Annotated in this window: 16 protein-coding genes; 5 read left to right on the top strand and 11 right to left on the bottom strand. The window is 57.6% G+C overall.

The window, feature by feature from the left end:
* Positions 1-5 precede the first annotated feature (5 nt).
* From frr to rpsB, 4 genes are all read right to left on the bottom strand, one after another.
* Positions 6-563: a ribosome recycling factor gene (gene frr / locus VY732_RS05650; protein ID WP_007908855.1), complete on the bottom strand. Its 558-nt coding sequence runs from the start codon at positions 561-563 to the stop codon at positions 6-8.
* Positions 560-1303: a UMP kinase gene (pyrH, locus tag VY732_RS05645; protein ID WP_003222124.1), complete on the bottom strand. Its 744-nt coding sequence runs from the start codon at positions 1301-1303 to the stop codon at positions 560-562. The genes frr and pyrH overlap by 4 nt, the downstream gene beginning before the upstream one ends.
* Positions 1304-1512: 209 nt before the next feature.
* On the bottom strand, positions 1513-2376 hold the full coding sequence (tsf, locus tag VY732_RS05640; RefSeq protein WP_077571318.1) for a translation elongation factor Ts: 864 nt from the start codon (positions 2374-2376) through the stop codon (positions 1513-1515).
* Positions 2377-2566: 190 nt separating this feature from the next.
* Complete coding sequence (gene rpsB / locus VY732_RS05635) at positions 2567-3304, bottom strand: 30S ribosomal protein S2 (RefSeq protein ID WP_003222119.1); 738 nt, start codon at positions 3302-3304, stop codon at positions 2567-2569.
* A 373-nt stretch (positions 3305-3677) separates the two neighbouring features.
* On the opposite strand from rpsB, the gene map reads away from it, so the two are divergent.
* The 4 genes from map to VY732_RS05615 all read left to right on the top strand — a co-directional run bounded on the left by map (position 3678) and on the right by VY732_RS05615 (position 9055).
* Complete coding sequence (gene map, locus VY732_RS05630) at positions 3678-4460, top strand: type I methionyl aminopeptidase (RefSeq protein WP_016985097.1); 783 nt, start codon at positions 3678-3680, stop codon at positions 4458-4460.
* 41 nt (positions 4461-4501) lie between these two features.
* The gene (locus tag VY732_RS05625; protein WP_077571317.1) at positions 4502-7204 is read left to right on the top strand and encodes a [protein-PII] uridylyltransferase; all 2703 of its coding nucleotides are present in this window, start codon (positions 4502-4504) and stop codon (positions 7202-7204) included.
* Between the two features lie 43 nt (positions 7205-7247).
* Positions 7248-8447: a succinyldiaminopimelate transaminase gene (gene dapC, locus VY732_RS05620; protein ID WP_331694884.1), complete on the top strand. Its 1200-nt coding sequence runs from the start codon at positions 7248-7250 to the stop codon at positions 8445-8447.
* A gap of 290 nt (positions 8448-8737) precedes the next feature.
* On the top strand, positions 8738-9055 hold the full coding sequence (locus VY732_RS05615) for a hypothetical protein (RefSeq protein ID WP_331694883.1): 318 nt from the start codon (positions 8738-8740) through the stop codon (positions 9053-9055).
* Positions 9056-9197: 142 nt separating this feature from the next.
* Here VY732_RS05615 and VY732_RS05610 read toward each other — a convergent pair whose 3' ends face one another.
* From VY732_RS05610 to VY732_RS05580, 7 genes are all read right to left on the bottom strand, one after another.
* Positions 9198-15728 carry a S8 family serine peptidase gene (locus VY732_RS05610; protein WP_331694882.1) on the bottom strand — a complete coding sequence of 2177 codons (6531 nt, stop codon included), beginning with the start codon at positions 15726-15728 and terminating at the stop codon, positions 9198-9200.
* A 32-nt stretch (positions 15729-15760) separates the two neighbouring features.
* Complete coding sequence (locus VY732_RS05605) at positions 15761-16267, bottom strand: DUF5625 family protein (RefSeq protein ID WP_331694881.1); 507 nt, start codon at positions 16265-16267, stop codon at positions 15761-15763.
* 528 nt (positions 16268-16795) lie between these two features.
* The gene (locus tag VY732_RS05600; RefSeq protein WP_331694880.1) at positions 16796-17818 is read right to left on the bottom strand and encodes a hypothetical protein; all 1023 of its coding nucleotides are present in this window, start codon (positions 17816-17818) and stop codon (positions 16796-16798) included.
* A 61-nt stretch (positions 17819-17879) separates the two neighbouring features.
* Positions 17880-18356, bottom strand: coding sequence for a hypothetical protein (locus VY732_RS05595; protein ID WP_077571314.1), 477 nt, complete (start codon positions 18354-18356; stop codon positions 17880-17882).
* A gap of 76 nt (positions 18357-18432) precedes the next feature.
* Positions 18433-19848 (bottom strand): HlyD family type I secretion periplasmic adaptor subunit, encoded by a 1416-nt coding sequence (locus VY732_RS05590; protein ID WP_077571313.1) that lies wholly within the window; start codon positions 19846-19848, stop codon positions 18433-18435.
* 86 nt (positions 19849-19934) lie between these two features.
* Positions 19935-22073, bottom strand: a complete 2139-nt coding sequence (locus VY732_RS05585) for a type I secretion system permease/ATPase (RefSeq protein WP_331694879.1) — start codon at positions 22071-22073, stop codon at positions 19935-19937.
* A 134-nt stretch (positions 22074-22207) separates the two neighbouring features.
* Positions 22208-23620, bottom strand: a complete 1413-nt coding sequence (locus VY732_RS05580; protein WP_077571311.1) for a TolC family outer membrane protein — start codon at positions 23618-23620, stop codon at positions 22208-22210.
* 362 nt (positions 23621-23982) lie between these two features.
* Between VY732_RS05580 and VY732_RS05575 the strand changes: the two genes are divergently transcribed.
* A complete protein-coding gene (locus tag VY732_RS05575) occupies positions 23983-24291 on the top strand; it encodes an arsenate reductase (RefSeq protein ID WP_042607053.1) in 309 nt (102 codons plus the stop codon).

Below are 24291 nucleotides of genomic sequence, written 5' to 3'. Positions count from 1 at the left end.
GAACCTTATACGGCCATCAGATCCGCTTCTTTTTGCTTGGTAGCCGTGTCGATATCAGCCTCGGCCTTGTCGGTGAGCTTCTGAATATCGGCAGCGGCACGACGCTCTTCGTCTTCGCTGATTTCTTTGTCCTTGACCAGTTTTTTCAGCTCGCCCAAGGCGTCACGACGAATATTGCGCACGGCAACACGCGCGTCTTCGGCAGCACTGCGCGCCTGCTTGGTGAAGCCCTTGCGGGTTTCTTCAGTCAGGGCCGGCATGGAGATCAGCAACAACTCGCCCAGGTTGGTCGGGTTGAGGTTCAGACCAGCGCTCTGGATTGCCTTGTCGACTGCGGCGAGCATGTTGCGCTCGAACGCAACGACTTGCAGGGTACGCGAGTCCTTAACGGTGATGTTCGCCACTTGAGTGATGGAGGTGTCTGCGCCGTAGTACGGCACCATCACGCTACCCAGAATGCTTGGGTGAGCCTTGCCGGTACGAATCTGACCGAATGCGTGGGCCAGAGAGTCCAGGGATTTTTGCATGCGCTCTTGAGCGTCTTTTTTGATTTCGTTGATCATTGTTGACCTTCCTCGATCAGGGTGCCTTCAGCGCCGCCATGGACGATGTTCAGCAGGGCACCGGGCTTGTTCATGTTGAATACGCGCAGCGGCATCTTGTGGTCGCGGCACAGGCAAATAGCGGTCAGATCCATTACACCCAGCTTGCGATCCAGCACTTCATCATAAGTCAGATGATCGAACTTCTCGGCATGCGGGTCTTTGAACGGGTCAGCGGTGTAAACGCCATCGACCTTGGTCGCTTTCAGCACGACGTCGGCATCGATTTCGATTGCACGCAGGCAGGCTGCCGAATCCGTGGTGAAGAACGGGTTGCCGGTACCGGCTGCGAAAATCACGACGTCTTTGGAGTTCAGGTGGCGCATGGCTTTGCGGCGATCATAGTGATCGGTCACGCCAACCATGGAAATGGCCGACATCACGATGGCCGAGATATTGGCACGTTCCAGCGCATCGCGCATGGCCAAGGCGTTCATCACAGTGGCCAGCATGCCCATGTGGTCGCCTGTGACCCGATCCATACCGGCTTTGCTCAGGGCTTCGCCACGGAACAGGTTGCCACCACCGATCACCAGACCGACCTGTACGCCGATGCCGACCAGCTGGCCGACTTCCAGCGCCATGCGATCCAGCACTTTTGGATCGATCCCGAACTCTTCCGAGCCCATCAGGGCCTCGCCGCTAAGCTTGAGTAGAATGCGTTTATAGCGAGCCTGATAACCACTGCCCTGCTGAGCCATTGCGAATCTCTCCTGCGGCGTATTTAAAAATTCTTTGCGAGCTGTTTACAGCTGGCGTTCACTCTAGCTTGGCGCTGCTTCAGCGCCATCGGAACATGGCTTTGTAAGTCAGTTCCAAGTGGAAACCAATAAAAAATTGGCAACCCCATCTGAAAAGAGGCTGCGCGCGTTAGCGGGCAGCCTCTTTCGGCGACAGTTGAAAAACCGTCTTACTGCTTGGCGGCAGCCAGCTGAGCAGCAACTTCTTCAGCGAAGTTGTCTACTGGCTTCTCGATGCCGTCGCCCACTTTGTAGTAGGTGAAGGAAACGATTTCTGCGCCGCCTTTCTTGGCCAGCTCGCCAACCTTGATTTCAGGGTTCTTGACGAACGCCTGCTCAACCAGGCTTGCTTCTGCCAGGAACTTGCTGATACGGCCTTTGACCATGTTCTCAACAATGTTTTCTGGCTTGCCTTTGATCTTCTCTTCGTTCAGCTGCAGGAACACAGCTTTTTCACGCTCGATCGCTTCGTCCGAAACTTGCGAAGGCAGCAGGAACTCAGGGTTGCTTGCAGCTACGTGCATCGCGATGTCTTTGGCCAGCTCGACGTCACCGCCTTTCAGAGCCACAACAACACCGATCTTGTTGCCGTGCAGGTACGAACCTACAACGTCACCTTCGATACGGGTCAGACGACGGATGTTGACGTTTTCGCCTACTTTGGCAACCAGTGCTTCACGAGCAGCTTCTTGCGAAGCGATCAGCGGAGCAGCGTCGGTCAGCTTGTCAGCGAAAGCTTTTTCAACGCTGGCAGCAACGAAGTTTTTGAAGTCGTCTTGCAGAGCCAGGAAGTCGGTCTGCGAGTTCACTTCCAGGATAACGGCAGCTTTACCGTCGTCCTTGATTGCGATTGCGCCTTCAGCGGCAACGTTGCCAGCCTTCTTCGCAGCCTTGATCGCGCCCGAAGCACGCATGTCATCAATGGCTTTTTCGATGTCGCCGTCAGCCTTTTCCAGGGCTTTCTTGCAGTCCATCATGCCTTCGCCGGTACGCTCGCGCAGTTCTTTAACCAACGCTGCAGTAATTGCTGCCATTTTCAAATTCCTCTTGGATAGGTTTTCAACCATTCCACCCGATCGAACGGGCGTTCAATTCTTCCCGAACCACCCTTGTTAGCTGCCGCACATTACAAACAGTGCCGTGGGCGCCAACAAATGGTTTTCGAGGTGGCAAAAAGGGGGCCAAGCCCCCTTTTTGCTTACTGAGTCAACGCCAGGGCGTTAATTACTCAGCTGCAGCCTGAGTTTCTTCAGCTGCGAATTCTACAGTGCCGCCAGCAACATTGTTGCGACCACGGATTACTGCGTCAGCCATCGAACCCATGTACAGCTGGATAGCGCGGATTGCGTCATCGTTGCCTGGGATGATGTAGTCAACGCCTTCCGGGCTGCTGTTGGTGTCGACAACGCCGATTACCGGGATGCCCAGCTTGTTGGCTTCGGTGATCGCGATGCGCTCGTGGTCAACGTCGATCACGAACAGTGCGTCTGGCAGACCGCCCATGTCCTTGATGCCGCCCAGCGAACGATCCAGCTTCTCAAGATCACGGGAGCGCATCAGCGCTTCTTTCTTGGTCAGCTTGGCGAAAGTACCGTCTTCGGCTTGAACTTCAAGGTCACGCAGACGCTTGATGGAAGCACGAATGGTTTTGAAGTTGGTCAGCATGCCGCCCAACCAGCGGTGATCGACGTACGGCGAACCGCAACGTGCTGCTTCTTCAGCAACGATCTTGCCAGCGGAACGCTTGGTGCCGACGAACAGAATCTTGTTTTTGCCCTGGGCCAGACGCTCTACGAAAGTCAGAGCTTCGTTGAACATTGGCAGGGTTTTTTCAAGGTTGATAATGTGAATCTTGTTACGCGCGCCGAAAATGTACTTACCCATTTTCGGATTCCAGTAACGGGTTTGGTGACCGAAGTGCACACCGGCCTTCAGCATATCGCGCATATTGACTTGGGACATGATAGTTCCTTAATAAGTCGGGTTTGGCCTCCACGTATCCCAATGACCAACCAGTGGCATAAAGCCAAAAGCACCCAGGTCATCGTGTCGACACGTGTGTGGATTTAAGCTTTTCGGGGTATCCCCGGAAAGCGGCGCATTTTATACCACAGGGTGCGCAGAAACGGAACCCGGAATCTGTATTCGCACCAAGGACATGGGCGCAGCCCCCTTGGAATCGGCCCCGAACGCACCATTGTATAGAGAGAAGCGATGCACGCGGGCGCTGAATTGCGCCGTGCGTCTGTTAGAATCGCGTTTTTCAGGGTCGCCGATCGAACACCGGCCACCCTATCCGTATCAGCAAGCGCCGCCGAGCGCAGAGAGAGCCTGTATGACCGTCAACCTCAAAACCCCCGAGGACATCGCTGGCATGCGCGTCGCCGGCAAACTGGCCGCCGATGTGCTGGAAATGATTGCCGAACATGTCAAACCAGGCGTCACCACCGATGAGCTGAACCAGATCTGCCACGACTACATCGTCAATGTGCAGCAAGCCATCCCCGCCCCGCTCAACTACAAGGGCTACCCGAAGTCGATCTGCACCTCGATCAACCACGTGGTCTGCCATGGCATTCCGAATGACAAGCCGCTGAAAAACGGCGACACCCTGAACATCGACGTCACCGTGATCAAGGACGGTTACCACGGCGACACCAGCCGCATGTTCCACGTCGGCGAAGTACCGGTCTGGGCCGAACGCCTGTCGCAGATCACCCAGGAATGCATGTACAAGGCGATCGAGATCGTCAAACCCGGCTGCCGCCTCGGTGACATCGGCGAAGTGATCCAGAAGCACGCCGAGAAGAACGGTTTCTCGGTGGTTCGCGAGTTCTGCGGTCACGGCATCGGCAAGGTTTTCCACGAAGAGCCGCAGATCCTCCACTACGGCCGCGCCGGCACTGGCATGGAACTGAAGGCCGGGATGACCTTCACTATCGAGCCGATGATCAACCAGGGCAAGGCCGACACCAAAGTATTGGGCGATGGCTGGACCGCGATCACCAAGGACCGCAAGCTCTCGGCGCAGTGGGAACACACCCTGCTGGTGACCGACACCGGCTACGAGATCTTCACCCTGCGCGCCGACGACACCATCCCGCGCATCTCGGCCTGATCCAGACAACGCTCCCAGCCTTATAGAAGGAAAGCCAATCGATGCCGCAGGTGGATCCCGAACTCTTCGACCGCGGCCAGTTCCAGGCTGAACTGGCCCTCAAAGCGAGTCCTATCGCGGCGTTCAAGAAGGCGATCCGCCAGGCTCGCGAGGTCCTCGACACGCGTTTTCGCCAAGGTCGCGACATCCGCCGCCTGATCGAAGACCGTGCCTGGTTCGTCGACAACATCCTGCAAAAGGCCTGGGAGCAGTTCAACTGGAGCGAAGACGCTGACATCGCACTGGTCGCGGTCGGCGGCTACGGCCGCGGTGAGTTGCACCCGTATTCCGACATCGATTTGCTGATCCTGCTGGACAGCGCCGATCACGAAGTTTTCCGCGACTCCATCGAGCGCTTTCTGACGCTGCTGTGGGACATCGGCCTGGAAGTCGGTCAGAGCGTGCGCTCGGTCGATGAATGCGCCGAAGAGGCCCGCGCTGACCTCACAGTGGTCACCAACCTGATGGAAAGCCGCACCATCTGCGGCCCCGAGCACCTGCGTCAGCGCATGCTCGACGTCACCAGCACCGCACACATGTGGCCGGCCAAGGAGTTCTTCCTCGCCAAGCGCGCCGAACAGAAGGCCCGCCACCACAAATACAACGACACCGAATACAACCTGGAACCCAACGTGAAAGGCTCGCCCGGCGGCCTGCGGGATATTCAGACGATTCTGTGGGTGGCCCGACGTCAGTACGGCACCCTTAACCTGCGCGCACTCGCTGGCGAAGGTTTCCTGGTCGAGAGTGAAAACGCGCTGCTCGCCTCCTCCCAGGAATTCCTCTGGAAAGTGCGCTACGCCCTGCACATGCTCGCCGGTCGCTCCGAAGACCGCTTGCTGTTCGATCATCAGCGCACCATCGCCGGGCTGCTCGGGTTTGAAGGTGACGACGCCAAACAGGCCGTCGAAAACTTCATGCAGCAGTATTTCCGCGTGGTCATGAGCATCGCCCAGCTCAGCGACCTGATCATCCAGCACTTCGAGGAAGTCATCCTCGCGCCGGAAGACGAAGCGCCGCCGCAGCCGATCAACTCGCGCTTCCAACTGCATGACGGCTATATCGAGGCACGCAATGACAACGTGTTCCGCCGCACGCCGTTCGCCATGCTCGAAATCTTCGTGCTGATGGCGCAGCAGCCGGAAATCAAAGGCGTGCGCGCCGACACCATTCGTCTGCTGCGCGAGCACCGTCACCTGATCGACGACAACTTCCGCAACGATATTCGCAACACCAGCCTGTTCATCGAGCTGTTCAAGTGCAAGATCGGCATTCACCGCAACCTGCGACGGATGAACCGTTACGGCATTCTCGGGCGCTATCTGCCGGAGTTCGGCTTTATCGTCGGGCAAATGCAGCACGACCTGTTCCACATTTATACGGTCGATGCGCACACGCTGAACCTGATCAAGCACCTGCGCAAATTGCAGTACACCCAGGTCTCGGAAAAATTTCCGTTGGCCGCCAAGCTGATGGCCAAACTGCCCAAGCCTGAACTGATCTACATGGCCGGCCTGTACCACGACATCGGCAAGGGCCGGCATGGCGATCACTCGGAGATCGGCGCGGTCGATGCCGAGGCGTTCTGCCAGCGCCATCAGTTGCCGGTGTGGGACAGCCGCCTGATCGTCTGGCTGGTGCAGAACCACCTGGTGATGTCGACCACCGCCCAGCGCAAGGACTTGTCCGACCCGCAAGTGATCCACGACTTTGCCTTGGCTGTCGGCGATGAAACCCGTCTCGACTATCTCTACGTGCTGACCGTGGCCGACATCAACGCGACCAACCCGACGCTGTGGAATTCCTGGCGCGCCAGCCTGTTGCGCCAGCTCTACACCGAGACCAAACGTGCCTTGCGTCGCGGCCTGGAAAACCCGGTGGATCGCGAAGAGCAGATCCGCCAGACCCAGAGTGCTGCGCTGGACATTCTGGTGCGCGGCGGCACCGATCCGGACGATGTCGAGCAATTGTGGGCGCAGTTGGGCGATGACTATTTCCTGCGCCACACCGCCGGTGACGTGGCCTGGCACAGCGATGCGATCCTCCAGCAACCGGTCGATGGCGGGCCGCTGGTGCTGATCAAGGAAACCACCCAGCGCGAGTTCGAGGGTGGCACGCAGATCTTCATTTATGCACCGGATCAACACGACTTCTTCGCGGTGACCGTGGCGGCGATGGATCAGCTTAACCTGAACATTCACGACGCGCGGGTTATCACCTCGAGCAGCCAGTTCACCCTCGACACCTACATCGTGCTCGACAACGAAGGCGAGTCCATCGGCGACAACCCGGCGCGGGTCAAGCAAATCCGCGAAGGCCTGACCGAAGCCCTGCGCAATCCGGACGATTACCCGACGATCATCCAGCGCCGCGTGCCGCGCCAGCTCAAGCATTTCGCCTTTGCGCCACAGGTGACGATTCACAACGATGCCCAGCGTCCGGTGACCGTGCTGGAGTTGACCGCACCCGACCGCCCAGGACTGTTGGCGCGGATCGGCGGGATTTTCCTCGAGTTCGACCTGTCGCTGCAGAACGCCAAGATTGCGACGTTGGGCGAACGAGTAGAAGACGTGTTCTTCATCACCGACGCCCACAACCAACCGTTGTCCGACCCGTTGCTGTGCAGCCGTTTGCAGGATGCGATCGTTGAGCAACTGAGCGTCAATCAGGAACCCGATATCAAATTGTCGCGCATCAGTATTTGATGGCGCCCCGGATTCAAATGGCTTTGCGAGAGACCCAGCCCCAATGAACAACGCTCTGAACCAGCTCCAGCCGTACCCGTTCGAAAAGCTCCGCGCCCTGCTCGGCACTGTGACGCCAAATCCGGACAAACGCCCGATCGCCCTGTCGATCGGCGAGCCGAAACACCGTTCGCCAAGCTTCGTCGCCGAAGCCCTGGCGAACAGTCTGGATCAGATGGCCGTATACCCGACCACCCTCGGCATCCCCGCCCTGCGCGAAGCCATCGCCGGCTGGTGCGAGCGGCGTTTCGGCGTGCCGAGCGGCTGGATCGATCCGGCGCGCAACGTGCTGCCGGTCAATGGCACCCGTGAAGCGTTGTTCGCATTCACCCAGACCGTGGTCAACCGTGGCGACGACGCACTGGTGGTCAGCCCGAACCCGTTCTACCAGATCTACGAGGGCGCCGCGTTCCTCGCCGGGGCCAAGCCGCACTACCTGCCATGCCTCGACGAAAACGGCTTCAACCCGGATTTCGAAGCCGTTTCGCCAGATATCTGGAAACGCTGCCAGATCCTCTTCCTCTGCTCGCCGGGTAACCCGACCGGCGCACTGATCCCGGTCGATACCCTGAAAAAGCTGATCGCCCTGGCCGACGAGTACGATTTCGTGATCGCCGCCGACGAGTGCTACAGCGAACTGTACTTCGATGAGCAAACTCCGCCGCCGGGACTGCTGACGGCCTGCGTCGAACTGGGCCGCAAGGACTTCAAGCGTTGCGTGGTGTTCCACAGCCTGTCCAAGCGCTCCAACCTGCCGGGTCTGCGCTCAGGTTTTGTCGCCGGTGATGCCGACATCCTCAAAGGCTTCCTGCTGTATCGCACCTACCACGGCTGCGCGATGCCGGTGCAAACGCAACTAGCCAGCGTTGCTGCGTGGAACGACGAAGTGCATGTGCGCGCCAACCGTGCGCTGTATCGCGAGAAATTCGATGCGGTGCTGGAGATTCTTGCCCCAGTGATGGATGTGCAGCGCCCGGATGGCAGCTTTTACCTGTGGCCGAATGTGCAAGGTGATGATGCAGCGTTCTGCCGTGATCTTTTCGCTGAGGAGCACGTGACAGTAGTGCCGGGCTCCTACTTGTCCCGCGAAGTGGACGGTGTCAATCCGGGTGCGGGCCGTGTGCGCATGGCACTTGTCGCGCCGCTGGCGGAATGCGTGGAAGCCGCCGAGCGTATTCGCGCATTTATTACTCGCAAGCAGTAATTAATGAGGCCGTGCCAGTCAATCTGGCACGGCCACTTGCAGCATCAAACTCCCGCACCCTATAAAAAATAAACTCCCAGCAAGACACCAACACACCGCCACACCGCCACACCGCCACAGCTTTAATCTAATCTGCCTGAGCGTGTCGTCGCCAATCCAAGGATTTCAAGCGACGCGTGACCGTGGTGTCGGGCTCGTACCTGCACGGGACATAAAACATGACGTCACAGTCCATATAACGTTGTATTGCACTGGGCGTAAAACCGGATCATCCAGACTTTGAAGTCAACGTGACTCATGAGTTCGGTCACGCCCTTGGCGCTATGCATGAACACCAGCACCCGCAGGCGAAAATCCCGTGGGATAAACCAAAGGTCTATGAGTTCTATCAGAACCGCGAAATGAATCCACTGACGCCGGAGGAAATCGACAGAAACCTGTTTACTCCTTTCGACACGCTGGAGGCGATTTATACTTCTTACGACAAAAGGTCGATCATGCACCACCCAGTGGCTAATACGTTGACACTGGGTAATTGGGAAGTGCCAATCAATCGCAGGATCAGCAAGAAAGACAAACGCCTGATGCGTTTGCTTTACCCGAAATGAATGTCCCCACCTAAAAAACTATTCTTTAAAAGCAAACCTGCACGTTGCGCTTCAGACGAGCATAAGACGAGGGCGGCATTGCACCGCCCTCGTCGGCCCGTGACAAACATCGCGGGCCTTTTTTCGCGTCAACTGCCGTTACTTACATCCAGTTCGCCGCCAGCACAGGCTGCAACGCCTGCTGCTCGGCCCCGCCGAAGGTCATGGTCGCTGGCGCCGCCGGCGCGAACGCCGCCATGGCCTGGACCAGTTGCTCCACATCACGATCCATCAACCGATGACGGTCTCCGGCCATGATGTCCCGAGGCCGCTCCGGCTTGTCGGCATACCAGTTATGCAGCGTGACTTCCTGCTTGCTGCCGATCACCGATATCTGCAGGTCCTGCCCTTTGTGCTGGAACCACAATTGATCGGGGCTGATGTCCTTGCCGAACACCAGATCGCCTCCCCCGTTGCTGAACTCGATGTCATTGACCCCGTGCCCGACTTCAACCGTCGGCATGTTGCCGCTGACCACCACCTTGTTGTTGCCATCCCCCAGTTTCACCGTGGCGAAAGACCCTGAATCGGTAATGGTGTTGTTGCCATGGCCGACGGTGAGCTTGTCGACGTCACCGATCACAACGTTATTGCCATTGCCCAAAGTGATATTGCCCCGGCGGCCGGTCACGTTAACCTTGTTGTCACCGTTGCCGGCATGCACCTTGGCATTCGAGGCTTCGACGTTGATAGTCTTGCTTTCGTCGCCAATCGTGACATCGGCGAAGAAGCCCTGGACCGTCATGACGTTCGGGTCGGTGGCCGCCGGCAGAGGGTTCGTTGTAGAAGGTGTTGAACCGCCGCGGATCCTGTCCCGGATTGACGCGAACGTAGTGTCCGCGGTTTGCCCTACGCCCCAGGTATCGTCGATTTTCAGGCGCGGGTCTTGCGCACTCACGACGTCTGGAACGATGACCGGTCGGCGAGTCGGGATATCAAGGTCATGATGGGCGATATCGATCGTCGGGACATCCGGGATGATAATCGGCCGTGGACTCGGAATATCAATCGACGCAGGCCCCAGCACATCCCGACCGACCGGGCCGATGTCCGGTACTTTCGATGGGACCAGGGAACCAACAGCGCGCTCGGCCAGAATCTGCTCGATGGTTTTGTGGTCAGGGAGCGTCGTCCCACCCCGGTTCGCCTCACGCTCGGCCATGATCTGTTCAAAGGTTTTGTGTTCCGGCACTTTCGGATTCAGGTCGATACCGCGTTCTGCCAGGATCTGCTCAATCGTCTTGGTCTCCGGAAGCTTGAAGTCCGGAATCGTGACCGAAGGTCGCAGCACTGGATCAATGGTCGGGACGCTGATGGCCGGGGACAGGTCAATGGGAGGCAGCGGCGTGACCACCGAAGGTTTGTCGACGCCAGGACGCTCGACAATCGGCGTCAGCGTTTCAGGTACCGTGAGCGGAGGCTGATCGGTGACCGGCGGCACCGGTCCAACCGTTGGTACCACGGCAGGCGCAGGGTCGGCAAAGAGGAAATCCGTCGTACTGATCTGCGCCACATCAAGCGCATCCAGATACAGCAGGTTGGTGTTTGCATCGCTGCCCTGGGCACCGATGCGTGTCACATACACACCGTGAATCTGGGTCAGGCCATTGAATGTCGCGCGGTTCTTGTGCTCGATGATCAACTGACTGAAGTCGGTGACGCCAGTCTGGCGCAAATCGATCTTGTCGATACCGTGACGGAACCCACGCAAGGCGTTGTTGTAATCCTTGACGCCGGACTGGGCCGCCACCACGAACACGTCCGAGGTCGCGCTGTCGTGGCTGTAAATCGTACCGTTCAGTGAGGCCACGGTTTTACCCTGAGCGTCGCTGCTGTACATCACGCCTTTACCGCCACCGTTGAGTACCACGGTGCCCAAGCCCTCTTGCGGCTTGACCGCCGAAGCGTCGCTGTTGATGTAAGCCGTCGGCGCGACAAAGCTGTCCTGAAACTTGAAGTTTGCTGCAGTGATGCCGGCGAGTGCCTGGTTTTTCAGAACGATGACCTGGCCCTTGCCCAGGTCAACCTTGACGTCCGCGCCCTGTTGCGTCAGTTGCAGATCAGCGAATTTCTTCCCGGCAAACCCCACCAGATCGACGACTTCACCGCGCGCAGCTTCGAAGTTGTTGAGGGTATCGTTGCCCGCATCGCGACGATGCACCACAAAGAAGTCCTTGCCCGCACCGCCGGTCAGCACGTTGTTGCCACGTCCGCCGTCGAGCAAGGCGTCGGCATTGCCGGCGACCAGCGTGTCATTGCCATCGCCGCTGACAATATTCTGAATGGCCGACGGGTTTTTCACCGTCAGCGCCGCGCCGCCAATGCTGGCAACACCGGTCAGCAGGTTGACCGAGGTGTCCCCGGAAACAGCCGCCGCATTCAGGGTATTGCGCCCACCTGCGACACCGTTGACCGCGTCATCCAGCACCGCGCGATTGGCATGACCAACTACCGACTTGAGGTATTCATCGGTGTAGAAATAGGTGTCGTCCGCCGTCGCCTTACTGCCGTACAAACGCAGCGACCAGCTATTGAGGGTAACCGGCAGACCGGACGCCGAATCGGTCACTTGCAGGGTCCAGTTGCCCGCCGAGCGTTCACCGAAGTCATGGGTCGACATGAAGGTGTACTTGAACGAGCCGGACTGCGTGCTGCCGACATCGCTAGCGCTGGCACCCGGCATGCCATCCGGGACTTTGCCCTGACGGTTGAGCAACACACTTTGCGTGCCATCGGGGGAAATCAGCTTGAGGGTCAGATCGCCGAGGCGGCCAACCTGAGCATCAAAGTCGATCTCGACGTGCTCGACATTCATCCCGGCATTCATCGCAATCGAGGACGTCAGCGTCGCGCCCGCTGCCAACGGTTTGCCCAGTGCACCGCTGGAGGCGCTGTAGACGTATTCGTTGGCGCCGGTGCTCTGGGTCATCCAGGCCTCGGACAAACGCACCGCGGCCCGCGCATCGACTTCACCAAAACCATAGTCATTGCTGGTGTGCATGCCGCCGCCGTTCCAGCCATGGGCGGCGTTGTCGCTCCATTGGGTTGCCGGGTCGTTGATCTGGCGCGCTGACAACGCGAGGATCTGCTGCACATCGCGATAACCCAGGTTCGGGTTGGCTTCGAGCATCAACGCAACGATGCCGGAAACGATCGGCGCAGCAAAACTGGTGCCCTGCATGCTCGTGTAATCGTTGCCGAACGTGGAGCCGCGTTCGGTTTCCAGCATGTGGCTGGTGGACACGACATTGCTGCCCGGTGCTGATACCAACAGGCTGGCGCCCGGGTTGGAAAATGGCGAAGAGCCTATCTGCAAGGTCGACAGATCGCCCTGTGCGTTGATCGCGCCGACTTCCACTGAGAAGCGATTGTTGTTGGTCAGCGAACCCTGGGCATTGCCACCGGTAGCACGGCTGTTGCCGCCCGCTGCAACGATGATCGTACCCAGGCCGCCGCGACCGTTGCTCGCCGCGTACTGCGCATTCATGCTCAGCGCGGTGGCGGTGGTGAAGTGGCCGTCCTGATAACTGCTGAGGGCGAAGTCATTGGTGAAACCCCAGCTGTTGTTGGCGATGTCGAAACTGACCATGTGGCCGAGTCCCGTCAGATCATCGCCCTTGCCCGCGAGGTAGTAACCACCGAGTTTCGCGTCGTAGGCCACGCCCACGCCGCCGATGCCGTTCTTCGCGCCGACCATCACCCCCGCGACCATCGTCGCGTGGTTGGATACCAGCCCCGGCAAGGTGCCGTTGGTCTTCTGCGTTTGCAACCAGGCCTGATCGATATTCGGCGCCAGGTCAGGATGCGCGACATCAAAAATTTCCGGCGCGGTAGCGAACTCGCCGCCCGGCTCGAATTGACCAATGCGCACGCCTTTGCCGGTGTAGTCCTTCCAGACCGGCAGCACATGGGTGTCGCTCAAATACCATTCCTGAGCGGCCAAGGGATCAAGCGGCACTTCGGGAGTCAGCAGGGTCACACCGGCACGCATCGGTGCGGTCTGGCCGCTGCCGAGGTCCACCACCGACGCCGACAGATTACCCGCCGCATCGGCCACGCCGTACTTGAAGCTGATCAGTCCGGTGTAACGCGCGTCCGGGGTAAACAGCACATCGCCCTGGGCGGTGAGGCTGACCGTACCGCCGACCGCGTCACCGACATTGGCAATGTGCAGCGCGCCTTGGCTGTTCAGACGTTGATCATTGGCCAACAGGCTTTCGGCGCTGATCAGATGTGTCTGGGTGCGATCAAACGCCTTGCCGGCCTTGTCGAGCGTGAGCACATCGGCCACTGGCATCGCGTTGGGGGTCAGCAGGTCAACAGCGGAAATGTCCGAGAAGTTAAGCTTCTGGATGTTGCTCAGCGTCACCGTGCCGTCACGCCCGGCGACCTTGTCGGCCACTTCATAACCGGTCGCGGTGCGAGTGATGCGGTAGTCGCCGTGGGTGCCGTGCAGCGTGACCAGATTGATCCCGCCGTCACCATCAATGGTCGCGTTGCCGTGGCCGACTTCGATGATGTCGTTACCGGCACCGCCGAAGATTTTATCGGTGCCGCCACCGGCATGGATGATGCTGCCTCCTTCGGAAGCATAAATGGTGTCGCCCTGAGGCCCGGCATAAATCACCGCTTTACCGCTGCCGCCGATGATGGTGTTGTGGCCGCTGCCACCGACCAGCACGTCGTTGCCCGAGCCACCGACCAGCGTCGAGTTGCCTGAGCCGCCCTTAATGAAAGCGCTGCCGGTGCCACCGCTCATGATCGTGTCGTTGCCGCCACCGCCTTGGGCGATAGTCAGGCCAGCGCGGGCCATGTTCAGCACCACGCCTTTGTCGCCGACGATAATCGCCGTGTCGTGACCGCCATTGCCATGGATGTTGGTCGGGTTGTCCGAGGCGCTGATGACAAACACGTCATCACCCACGCCGCCGTTGTAGGTGTTGCTGCCCGCACCGCCAACGAGCCAGCTACCGGCCGGCGCCGCGATCAACGTGTCGTCGCCGCTGCCGCCATACAGGTTATTCACGCCGAGTTGTGCCGCATCCAGCGTTTCACCCGCGGTGCTCTGGCTGGCATAAGCGCTGGTGGTGCGGCTGTCCTTGCCGCTGGTGGTCGAAGTCACGCGCGTGCCGGTGCCTTGGCTGGTCACGATGTTGCTGACCGGATCCCCCAGAAAATCCACCGCCAACGCTTCCTGGCTCTTGCCATTCATCGTGAACGAACCAGTGGCGAGCACCTTGTTACCGTCACGCATCTCAGCTTGAGGGGACGCCACCGCACGTACATTGATCTGGGTGATTCCCAGCTCGGCCAGCGTCTTGAGTTCACCGCCATCGACTTTGGCGTCATGGGTGCCGTCAACCCAGACGCGCAACTTGCTCCAGATCGGATCGCGCTGATCGATCACGCCGTCCTTGTTCGCGTCTTCACTGGCCAATGCCGCGAAACCGTCCTTGAACTTTGTCTCGCCCGCCGCGCCGTTGACGCCGACCTTGCCACCGTAATACTCGGAGAACATCTGGCTGACGTCTTTGACCTGGCCACTGCCATCGTCAATCACCAGCATGCCCGTGGTGCGATCCGCCCAGCCGCTGCGCTTGAGCGTGCCACTGTGGTCGGTATCAAACAGCACACCGTCACGAATGTCGGTCATGTGCACGCCATTGCCGGTCAGGTCCAGCAACAGCGGGTCAACGTAGGTGTTGAAGGTCGACATTGCCGACAAACCGTTCAGGGTCACCGCACTGCGCAGGCTGAAATCCGGCTTGGTCGCGCTCGGGGTCGGGTAGAACTGCGACAGGTAAGTGTTGGGGCGAGCGTTGGGGTCCAGCTGCATTTCACCGGGGCGGACACCGCCAGAGGCGAGACTGGCCATCTGGGTGGAGGTGAAATCGGTTTTGCTGAGCATCCCGCCGAGGGCGAAGATGCTGTTCGTCGACGAGTTTTGAATGTAGCCGTTGGCGACGTCTTGCTGGGCTTTGCTTTCGCCCTGGATGTGTTGTTGGGGTTGGGGGGATGGGTTGATGTCGATGTTGATCAGGCTGGATGTCTGAGGAGCCGTAGTAATGTCACCCACGCCCAGCCACAAGCATTGTTGACCATCTTTTGCTTCGTAGTACTCACCGTGTCGGGTTAAATCGTCACGGATGATTTGACCGCCATAAGTATGCAATAGATCATTGACATGACTGACATTATCAGCTGGAAACAAAGCACCTTCGAATCCTTTGTCGTTATACCCGATAGATTTCAAAGACGCGTATACAAAGTCCACACAGCTATTGGTAAGTAGTCGGTAGCGAGTATTATCAAACCCGCCTGACTTAGGATTCTCCGAAAAGCGAACTAACTTGTTATATTGGTCCTCGCTCAATACAACACTTACTTCATACACTGTCTCCTTGTACCCGGCATCATCATAATTACCCACCTGCCCCAGGCCACGCATCTCGCCATAAACGGATTCGAAGCCATAACTTTTCTTACTCCCTGCACCATCACTCACGGAATACCACATATGTCCACCAGACGAAGCGTGCGTATCGCCCTCTTTGTGATCACCTTTGTTTTGTTGATAAACGTATTCCGCGTCCGTCTTTGCAACCTTATAAGTCACACTGTACTTCTTATCCACTTTAACGCTCCCTTATAAACTTAAAAATCGCTTCAATGCTTTGGGTTGTAATAAGTAAATTGCACAAACCCCTCTATCCCCCGAAACGCTTCCCGATCGTCAAGAGCACTAACTTCGACGGTATAACTTCCAGATGCCAGCTTTAAAATCTTAATCAATCGAACTGCTGCATTAACATACCGCCCCTCGTACTCAATCCCCTGCCCCCATTGCACTCCTGCTGTCACTAATTCCTCATCAAAGAAAACCTGCCCATCTTTCAAGACCCTAAGGTGTATTGGGATGAGTACACCCTCATGATCAGTATCGCCCCATATTTCAATCTGCCTATATATTCCAGCCAAATCATTTTCCTTCGCAAATAGCAAAGCGAATCTGTAATCGCCGGACGTGGTAACCACAAACTGCGCAGTGACGGACTGATTAGCCCGGGAAATATCCAAGGGTTTGACGATTGATACAGGGGCCGAACAGGCGGCCAACAAAAAACAAACAACACCTAAAACCCCTTTTTGTAAAACACTTATCAAGCCTTGCATAAAAACTCCTCTTCTTACTTTCAACCACTAAAGGAAACCCAAGAAAAATAGACAACCAAATAACTAAATAAAACCAAATTGGACGGATTTATTTTCCGAAAGCAGCACCATTCTGAAAAACAAATCCACCCCCTTTCTCTCCCTTACTTACTCATCGCAGAAAGATATCGCACCACGCATCCCGTAAAAAACCCGAACAACGAAAAATTCGCCAAAACGAATGTCCGGGAAAAGTAAACGAGAAATCTGCTCTTTCGTTCCGAAAGGAAAAGCCCAACAAAAATATTCAAACAGACTAAAACCTTTACATCCGGGTAGATCTCGACAAAGTAGTCATCGGAGACACCAGCAACAAATTTCATCACCAGAAATACAGCCACGCCAAAAAAAATAGCGCAGAGAAAATACTTACTATAGAACCTCCGCTGCTCCAAACTTAGCAACTCCATACACCCCCCTTCAGCCAGCAATTAATACGAGTTAAGTAGATAGAGACGCGGACATGCTTCGACACTAAAGGGGACAGATTTATTTTTTGAAAACAGCACCATTCTGAAAATAAATCTGCCCCCTTTCTCTCCTTCTGGCCAATGCCGCGAAACCGTCCTTGAACTTCGCCTCGCCCGCCGCGCCGTTGACGCCGACCTTGCCACCGTAATACTCGGAGAACATCTGACTGACGTCTTTGATCTGGCCACTGCCATCGTCAATCACCAGCATGCCGGTGGTGCGATCCATTTCACCCGGACGAATACCGCCCGAGGCCAGGCTGGCCATTTGGGTGGAGGTGAAATCGGTTTTGTTGAGAATCCCGTCGAGGGCGAAGATCTTGTTCGTCGCGCCGTTGACGATGTAACCGTTGGCCGCATCTCGTGTTCGCTGATTCTCAAGTTGTATTTGGTGGCTCGCCTGAGGATCGGGGTTGATTTCGATGTTCAGCAGGCTTGCTGGCGGGGTCCACGCCGGTCCACCTTGATCAATCAGTGGTTGCCCGTCACGATCCGGATGAATAATCGACATCCCGGTTTTTATTGAAATGACATTGGGCTCATTGTTCCACAACTCGCCTTCAGTCTTGATATTTTGACCACCGCGGCGGAAGGACTTGTATAAGTTATAGAGACCTCCTCCACCGATAATTTCCGTTTCGGTCAGCCCCAATACGGTTGAAATCAATCCGAAGTTGAAAGACGCAGCATTTGTGAAACTGGGAACGAAGCCGTCACCTGTCGTGTGCGAAGCACCGTTATAAGAGCGTTGAAGATCACCCACGCCACTCTGCCTGAAGGTCTCATAAACAACGCTATAGAGGCTGTTCCGAAAACTGAGAGAGGACGCGTCATAGTCCTCCCTGACTTTCTTGAAGTGTTCGATCGAAGCTTTCATATCATAATCCGCCGGCACCATGAACGGCTGATCGGTCTGGGGATCCATAACATAATTGCCAAGCCCGTCACTCAGCCATTTCGCCGCAACGAGTGTTCCATCTTTGGTTTGTACAGTAAAACTGTCCTTGCCAAATTGCCCCTGCATCAACGTCAGTTTAGCCACTTGCTTCCCTTACTTTAAAAACCCTCTTGATCGTTCAAGAGGAAACTTGAAAATTCCCTTTCTAGCGATAAGCAGAAAACCTGATCTGTATCTTTCCGGAAGCGTCCGAGGCACGCAGCTTGACGTCTCGGCTCACGATCCGGGTTGCGCCGATTGCAAAATCGATTTGAAGATCATTGTCTGAATTCCACTTCACTGCCGGTGAAGCTTCGTGGTCAAAAAAAACATCACACTCAGCTGAATAAACCTGGTATTCGGAGTGAGCAATTACTTCATCGATAGTCTGCCGACTGTTAAAAACAAAAACCGTGTCCGAACAAAACGGCGCTATTGCGCCCCCGCCTGCACGCGTGACGTGAACAGCGCTGTACTTTCCGTTTGGAGACAAATAAGCCAGCTTCGTCACATCATCATCGGAATCAGAACTAAGCGATAAGAGGGTAATGGCGCCATATTTCAGAATCGTCAGAGCACCCACCACCAGCAGTATCAATTTCAACCCACGAACAATGCTCAAATGACCCACCTTGAATTTCATAACGTTTCTGATTTCATGGACGTTGAAGGATTTATCGTTTCAATCCTGACTGTTTCCCACCTGAATCCGTCAACACTCAACGCTCACGCAAACTCTCATCCATATGTTGTTGCAGCGGGCTCAAGAAGTACTCGATCACCCGTCGTTGATCGGTCTTCACTTCCGCCGTCACTGACATACCCGGCGACAGCGCCACGCGTTGGCCGTTGATCAGCAGATGGTCGGTTTTCAGGCGGATGCGGCTGCTGTAGACCGGACCGCGTTTTTCATCGTCGATGGCGTCGCTGGAGACGCTGAGGACTTCACCGGCAACCGTGCCGTACTTGGTGAAGGTGAACGTTTCGACCTTGACCGTGACCGGTTGGCCGGCACGGACGAAGCCGACGTCCTTGTTTTCCAGCATGGCTTCCACTTCCACCGGTTGGTCGGCGGGCACGATGACCATCAAGGGTTGGGCCGCAGTGACGACACCACCGACGGTGTGAATCGCCAGTTGCTGAACGGTGCCGTCCACCGGTGCAGTGAGGCTGGTGAGGGTTTCCTGGTAGCGGGCCTTGGTCAGTTCCTCGACCAGACTCGCGGCTTTTTGGTTGGCCTGCTGTTGCAGGTCGAGCATGGCGCGGCGATTTTGCGCGACCACACCTTCGCGTCGACGCCGCGCTTCGCCTTGCGCGGCGGTGGATTGCAAGACGCTGGCTTGCTGCACACTCAATTGGCGTTGCAGGTCGAGGCGCGCCTGTTCTTTTTCCAGGTACTCGTGGCGGGCGACGTATTGTTGCGCGAGCAGGCGCTGGTAGTCCTCGGCCAGTTGCGTGGCAATCGGCACGGTTTGCCGAAGGCTGGCCACCTGGGCCTGGGCAGACTGGATTTCGGCATTGCGCTGCTGGATTTCCGCGTCCACCAATTCCAGGCTGTTGCGGTATTCCTGATACTGCCCTTGCAGCCAGCGCTGGGCACTGAGCACCTGTTGCGGATCGGCGTCGGTGATTGCGCCGATCAGCGATGCCGGTGGTTTGTGCTGATTGATCGCATCGAGCATCGCTGCACTGCGGGCGCCGTCGATGCGGGCGGCAAGCAAGTCACTCTGAATCCGTCTGACGTCGGCGTCAGCAGCCGTCGGGTCGAGTTCGACCAGCAACTCACCGACTTTCACCGCCTGACCGTCGCTGACATGAATAGCCCTGACCACCGCCGTCTCGCTGGATTGAATCAGTTTGGTCTTGCCACTCGGCACGATCTTCCCGGAGGCGACCGCCACCACTTCGATCTTGCCTGCGTACGCCCACAACAGCGCCAGCACTGCGAAGCCCATGATGCTCCAGACAAAGATTCTTGGCGCCGGGTGCACGGGGGTTTCCTGCAACTCCAGCGCGGCGGGCAGGAACTGCGCTTCATGGCGCAGGCGCGGCACGCTGTCCATCTGTTTGCGCTGACGCCAGGATTCGCGCCAGGCGTGACGGTAACGCTGCATTAATGAGGGCGTTGCGCTCATGGGAAATCGATCCTTGAATCCGGAATACAGTGACTGCCACCGCATCCGAAATGGGGGCGGCGGACTACGAATACATGAAGGGCTGATCAGCCCTGTTGCATGCGATGCAGGCGCGAATAGTGGCCGGCCTGATGGGTGAGCAATTCGGCATGGCTGCCCTGCTCGACGATTTGTCCGCGATCAACCACCAGGATGCGATTGGCATCGCGTACCGCCGACAATCGATGCGCGATGATGATCACCGTGCGGCCCGCGCAGATGCTTTGCATGTTTTGCTGGATGATCCGCTCGGACTCGTAGTCCAGCGCACTGGTGGCCTCGTCGAAAATCAGGATTCGCGGATTGCCGATCAAGGCACGGGCGATGGCCACCCGTTGCCGTTGGCCGCCGGAAAGCGAGGTGCCGTGCTCGCCGACCATGGTGTCGTAGCCTTCGGGCAGTTCCAGAATGAACTCATGTGCGCCGGCCATGGTGGCCGCGTGCATCACCGCTTCGAGTGGCGCGCCCGGATCGCTCAGGGCAATGTTCTCGCGGATGCTGCGGTTGAACAGCATGTTGTCCTGCAAGACCACGCCGATCTGTCGACGCAGGGAGGAGACGTCCGCCAGGGCCAGGTCCATGCCATCGACCAGCACCCGGCCGCGTTCTGGCACGTACAAACGTTGCAGCAATCGCGTCAGAGTACTCTTGCCGGAGCCGGAGCGCCCGACCACGCCGATCACTTCGCCTGCAGCAATTTGCAGGCTGACGCCACGCAGAACTTCCGAACCGTCGGCGCGATAGCGGAAGTGCACCTGGTCGAATTCGATCTGGCCCTTGAGCGGCGGCAACGCACTGCGTGTGGCCTGGGATAATTCGGTTCGGGTATTGAGAATGTCGCCCAGACGCTGAACCGAAACACCGGTCTGCTGGAAGCTCGTCCACAGTTGCGCAAGACGCATGATCGGCCCGCTGACGCGACCGGCGAGCATGTTAAAGGCGATCAGCTCGCCCACCGACAATTGCCCGTCGATCACCAAGCGAGCGCCCAGCCACAAGGTCGCGACCGTGACCAGTTTACCGATCAGCGACACGCTTTCATTGGCGATGGTGGACAGGGTCTGGGTCTTGAAACCAGCGGCGACGTATGCGGCCATCTGGTTGTCCCACTTGCGGATGGCCTGCGGCTCGACAGCCATGGATTTCACCGTGTCGATGCCGTTGACGGTCTCCACCAGAAACGCCTGATTCTCGGCGCCACGCGTGAAGCTGTCCTCCAACCTGGCCCGCAGCAACGGCGTGATGAACAGCGACACCAGAACGTACAACGGCAACGACAGCAACACGATCAGGGTCAGCCAGCCGCTGTAATAGAACATCACCAGCACGAACACCACGGAGAACAGCACGTCCAGCAACAAAGTGATCGCGTTACCGGTGAGGAAGCTGCGGATGTTCTCCAGCTCGCGCACCCGGGCCACCGAATCACCGACCCTGCGCGCCTGGAAATAGGCCAGCGGCAGGTTGATCAGGTGGCGGAACAAGCGCGAGCCCAACTCCACATCGATGCGACTCGCGGTGTGGGCAAACACGTAGCTGCGCAAACCGCTCAGGGCCGACTCGAACAGCATGATGCCCAGCAGCCCGGCGGCGATTACGTCGAGGGTAGTCAGGCCGTGATGCACCAGCACCTTGTCCATCACTACCTGGAAAAACAGCGGCGTGACCAGCGCAAACAGCTGCAAGGCAAAGGACACCAGCAGCACTTCGCCGAGCAGCTTGCGGTATTTAACGATGGCGGGAATGAACCAGGTGAAATCGAAGCGCGAAGTTTCGCCGGCCAGCGTCGACTCCGAACGCACCAGCAGCAGTTCACCGCTCCAGCGTGCGGCCAGTTCCTGGAGCGTAATCACTTCCGGTCGCGCGGCACGCGGGTCCTGAATCAGTGCCTGACCTTGATCAAGCTTGGCGATGATGAAAAACGTGCCGTCGTTTGCGACGGCAATCGCTGGTAAAGGCGTGCGGTCCAGACGGGCGACGGTGGTGTTCACCGACTTGGCCTTCAGGCCCAGCTTGCGGGCGGCGAGCAGCAGCTCACGTTGCGTGAAAGGCTGATTGGCCGGAGTGAACTCATGTGCCAATTGCTCGGCGGATGCTGCCACCGAATGAAAACGGGCAAGCATTACCAGACACACGAGACCGGTGTCTGGCGTGGACGACTCAGCGCCCCTTCCTTGATCACTCATAAGCTTCCATGCATGCCGCTTAGCGACAATAAATTCATATATCTTTCAATAGGTTATATCAGCCTTGAAACAATTGGTATCAAAACGACATCACTTCTCCAAGGTTGATCTCACTCTGGTGTATGACGCGCCCGTTAGAGCGACTTGCGCTCCTCTGGCGGCAGGAAATCGCGATCCGCGTCATAGTCCTTGTTCAGGTACATCGCCAGATCGTTCAGGTCGGCGGGACTCAAGGTCCCGGCCGCCTGCTTCAGCTTGAGCGTATCGATGATGTAGTCGTAACGAGCGTTGTTGTACTCACGCACCGCGCCATACAACTGGCGCTCGGCATTGAGTACGTCGGCGGTATTGCGCGAGCCCAGATTCCGGCCTGCCTGATTGGCCTTGACCGACGCCAGGCTCGAACGAATGGTTTGCCGGCGGGCAGTCACCTGCTCGATATCGGAATTAACCGCACGATAGAAATTGCGCGTGTTCTGCACCACTTCGCGGCGGCGGTCCTCGCGCTCGTCCTCACTTTGCGCCAGACGCTCGGTGGCTTCGCGCACCTGCGAGCGGGTCATGCCGCCGCTGTATAACGGGATGTTCAACTCCACCCCGATGCTGCCTTGGGCGACATTGTCGCGGTAGCCATCGCGGCCGAAATCGGTGGGATTGCTGTAGCCGAAACTGTCGTTGTCACCCTTGCGCCAGGACGCCACCGCATCGATGGTCGGCGCATAACCCGCCTTGCGCTGGCGGTTGGTCTGCTCGGCGGCAATCACTGCGTAACTGCTGGCCTGCAACGCCAGGTTTTGCTGCACTGCACGGCTGACCCAGGCGTTGGCGTCGTTGGGGGCCGGAAGCTCCACCGGGAGTTGATGCTCGATACCGTCGATCGACGAATAGTCCTGACTCGTCAGGCGGGACAGCCCTTCGTATGCATCATCGACCTTGCGCTCGGCAAGCTTGCGGTTGGCGTTGGCGTTGTCGTACGCAGCTTGGGCGTCAAGCACGTCGGTGATGCTTGACGCACCATTTTCAAGACGCGCCTGCGCTTGCTGCTGTTGCCGCTTGAGCGCGGCTTCCTCGGCTTTGGAAGCTGCGAGCAAATCCAGCGCACGCAAGGTTTCAAAATAGGCTTGGGCTGCGGTCAGAACCAGCCCCTGTTCCTTGGCGCCCAGTTCAAGTTCGGCCTGCGAGCTGCTGGCCTGCGCCGCTTCGAGTTGAAACCAGCGGTCGACACGAAACAGTGGTTGATTGAGGTTGGCCTGAAACACCGAAGTACTGCGGGTGCGAGTCAGGCCCGGCTCGTCACGTTGCAGGCGCACCGATTCCACTGTACTTCCAGCGCTGAGGGTGGGCAGCAACCCGGCGCGAGCTTGCGGCACGCTTTCGCGGCGAGCCAGATAATCATGACGGGCGGCGGACAGTTGAGAGTCGTGTTCAACCGCTTGCCGATACACCCCAAGCAGGTCAGCACGTTCGGCACTGGCAGCGGCCAAGGGTACGAATGTCGTGAAAGAGAGGGTCAGCAGCGAGACAAAAAAACGGGAGGGCGCAGTCATAACTATCCGTGTCAAATTGCAATAATCGATTCAGCAGGCTGATCGAGGGCGCGCATGCTACGCCTTCACCCACATCGCAACAAGACAACTTTATAGCCACTTGCCATCATTTGTACAAAGCCACGGGAACTGCATTTCCCTTGTGGAAACGGGCTTGCTCACGAATGCCCCAGGTCATTCAACAATGATGTTGACTGCGACGGCCCCCTCGCGAGCAAGCTCGCGCCCACAGGTTTTGCGCTTTAACCGAAGGCTCATGGCATAATCCAAGACCATTTTTTTCCAGCACCTGTAAAGGGGGCAATTCCTTGACCGTTTCAAGTAAAACGTTGCACCTTTTCGGCATCAAAGCCTGCGACACCATGAAGAAGGCGCGCACCTGGCTCGATGAACACGCTGTCAGTTACGACTTTCACGATTACAAAACCGCCGGCATCGACCGTGAACACCTGACCCAATGGTGTGACGAACATGGCTGGCAAACGGTGTTGAACCGCGCAGGCACGACCTTTCGCAAACTCGACGACGAACGCAAAGCCGATCTCGACCAGTCGAAAGCCATCGAACTGATGCTCGCTCAACCCTCGATGATCAAGCGCCCGGTGCTCGATCTCGGTGACCGAACCCTGATTGGCTTCAAGCCAGATATCTACGCGGCCGCTCTGAAGTAA

Source organism: Pseudomonas sp. ZY71 (genome assembly GCF_036542145.1).
Classification (GTDB): Bacteria; Pseudomonadota; Gammaproteobacteria; order Pseudomonadales; family Pseudomonadaceae; genus Aquipseudomonas; species Aquipseudomonas koreensis_A.
The sequence above is the reverse complement of the archived record's forward strand: the minus strand, read 5'-3'. Positions and strand labels throughout refer to the sequence as shown.

Bases quoted from the DNA above. Each gene is read 5' to 3' on its own strand.
- frr (WP_007908855.1), bottom strand. From the start codon at position 563: ATGATCAACGAAATCAAAAAAGACGCTCAAGAGCGCATGCAAAAATCC.
- pyrH (WP_003222124.1), bottom strand. From the start codon at position 1,303: ATGGCTCAGCAGGGCAGTGGTTATCAGGCTCGCTATAAACGCATTCTA.
- tsf (WP_077571318.1), bottom strand. From the start codon at position 2,376: ATGGCAGCAATTACTGCAGCGTTGGTTAAAGAACTGCGCGAGCGTACC.
- rpsB (WP_003222119.1), bottom strand. From the start codon at position 3,304: ATGTCCCAAGTCAATATGCGCGATATGCTGAAGGCCGGTGTGCACTTC.
- map (WP_016985097.1), top strand. From the start codon at position 3,678: ATGACCGTCAACCTCAAAACCCCCGAGGACATCGCTGGCATGCGCGTC.
- VY732_RS05625 (WP_077571317.1), top strand. From the start codon at position 4,502: ATGCCGCAGGTGGATCCCGAACTCTTCGACCGCGGCCAGTTCCAGGCT.
- dapC (WP_331694884.1), top strand. From the start codon at position 7,248: ATGAACAACGCTCTGAACCAGCTCCAGCCGTACCCGTTCGAAAAGCTC.
- VY732_RS05605 (WP_331694881.1), bottom strand. From the start codon at position 16,267: ATGCAAGGCTTGATAAGTGTTTTACAAAAAGGGGTTTTAGGTGTTGTT.
- VY732_RS05595 (WP_077571314.1), bottom strand. From the start codon at position 18,356: ATGAAATTCAAGGTGGGTCATTTGAGCATTGTTCGTGGGTTGAAATTG.
- VY732_RS05590 (WP_077571313.1), bottom strand. From the start codon at position 19,848: ATGAGCGCAACGCCCTCATTAATGCAGCGTTACCGTCACGCCTGGCGC.
- VY732_RS05585 (WP_331694879.1), bottom strand. From the start codon at position 22,073: ATGAGTGATCAAGGAAGGGGCGCTGAGTCGTCCACGCCAGACACCGGT.
- VY732_RS05580 (WP_077571311.1), bottom strand. From the start codon at position 23,620: ATGACTGCGCCCTCCCGTTTTTTTGTCTCGCTGCTGACCCTCTCTTTC.
- VY732_RS05575 (WP_042607053.1), top strand. From the start codon at position 23,983: ATGAAGAAGGCGCGCACCTGGCTCGATGAACACGCTGTCAGTTACGAC.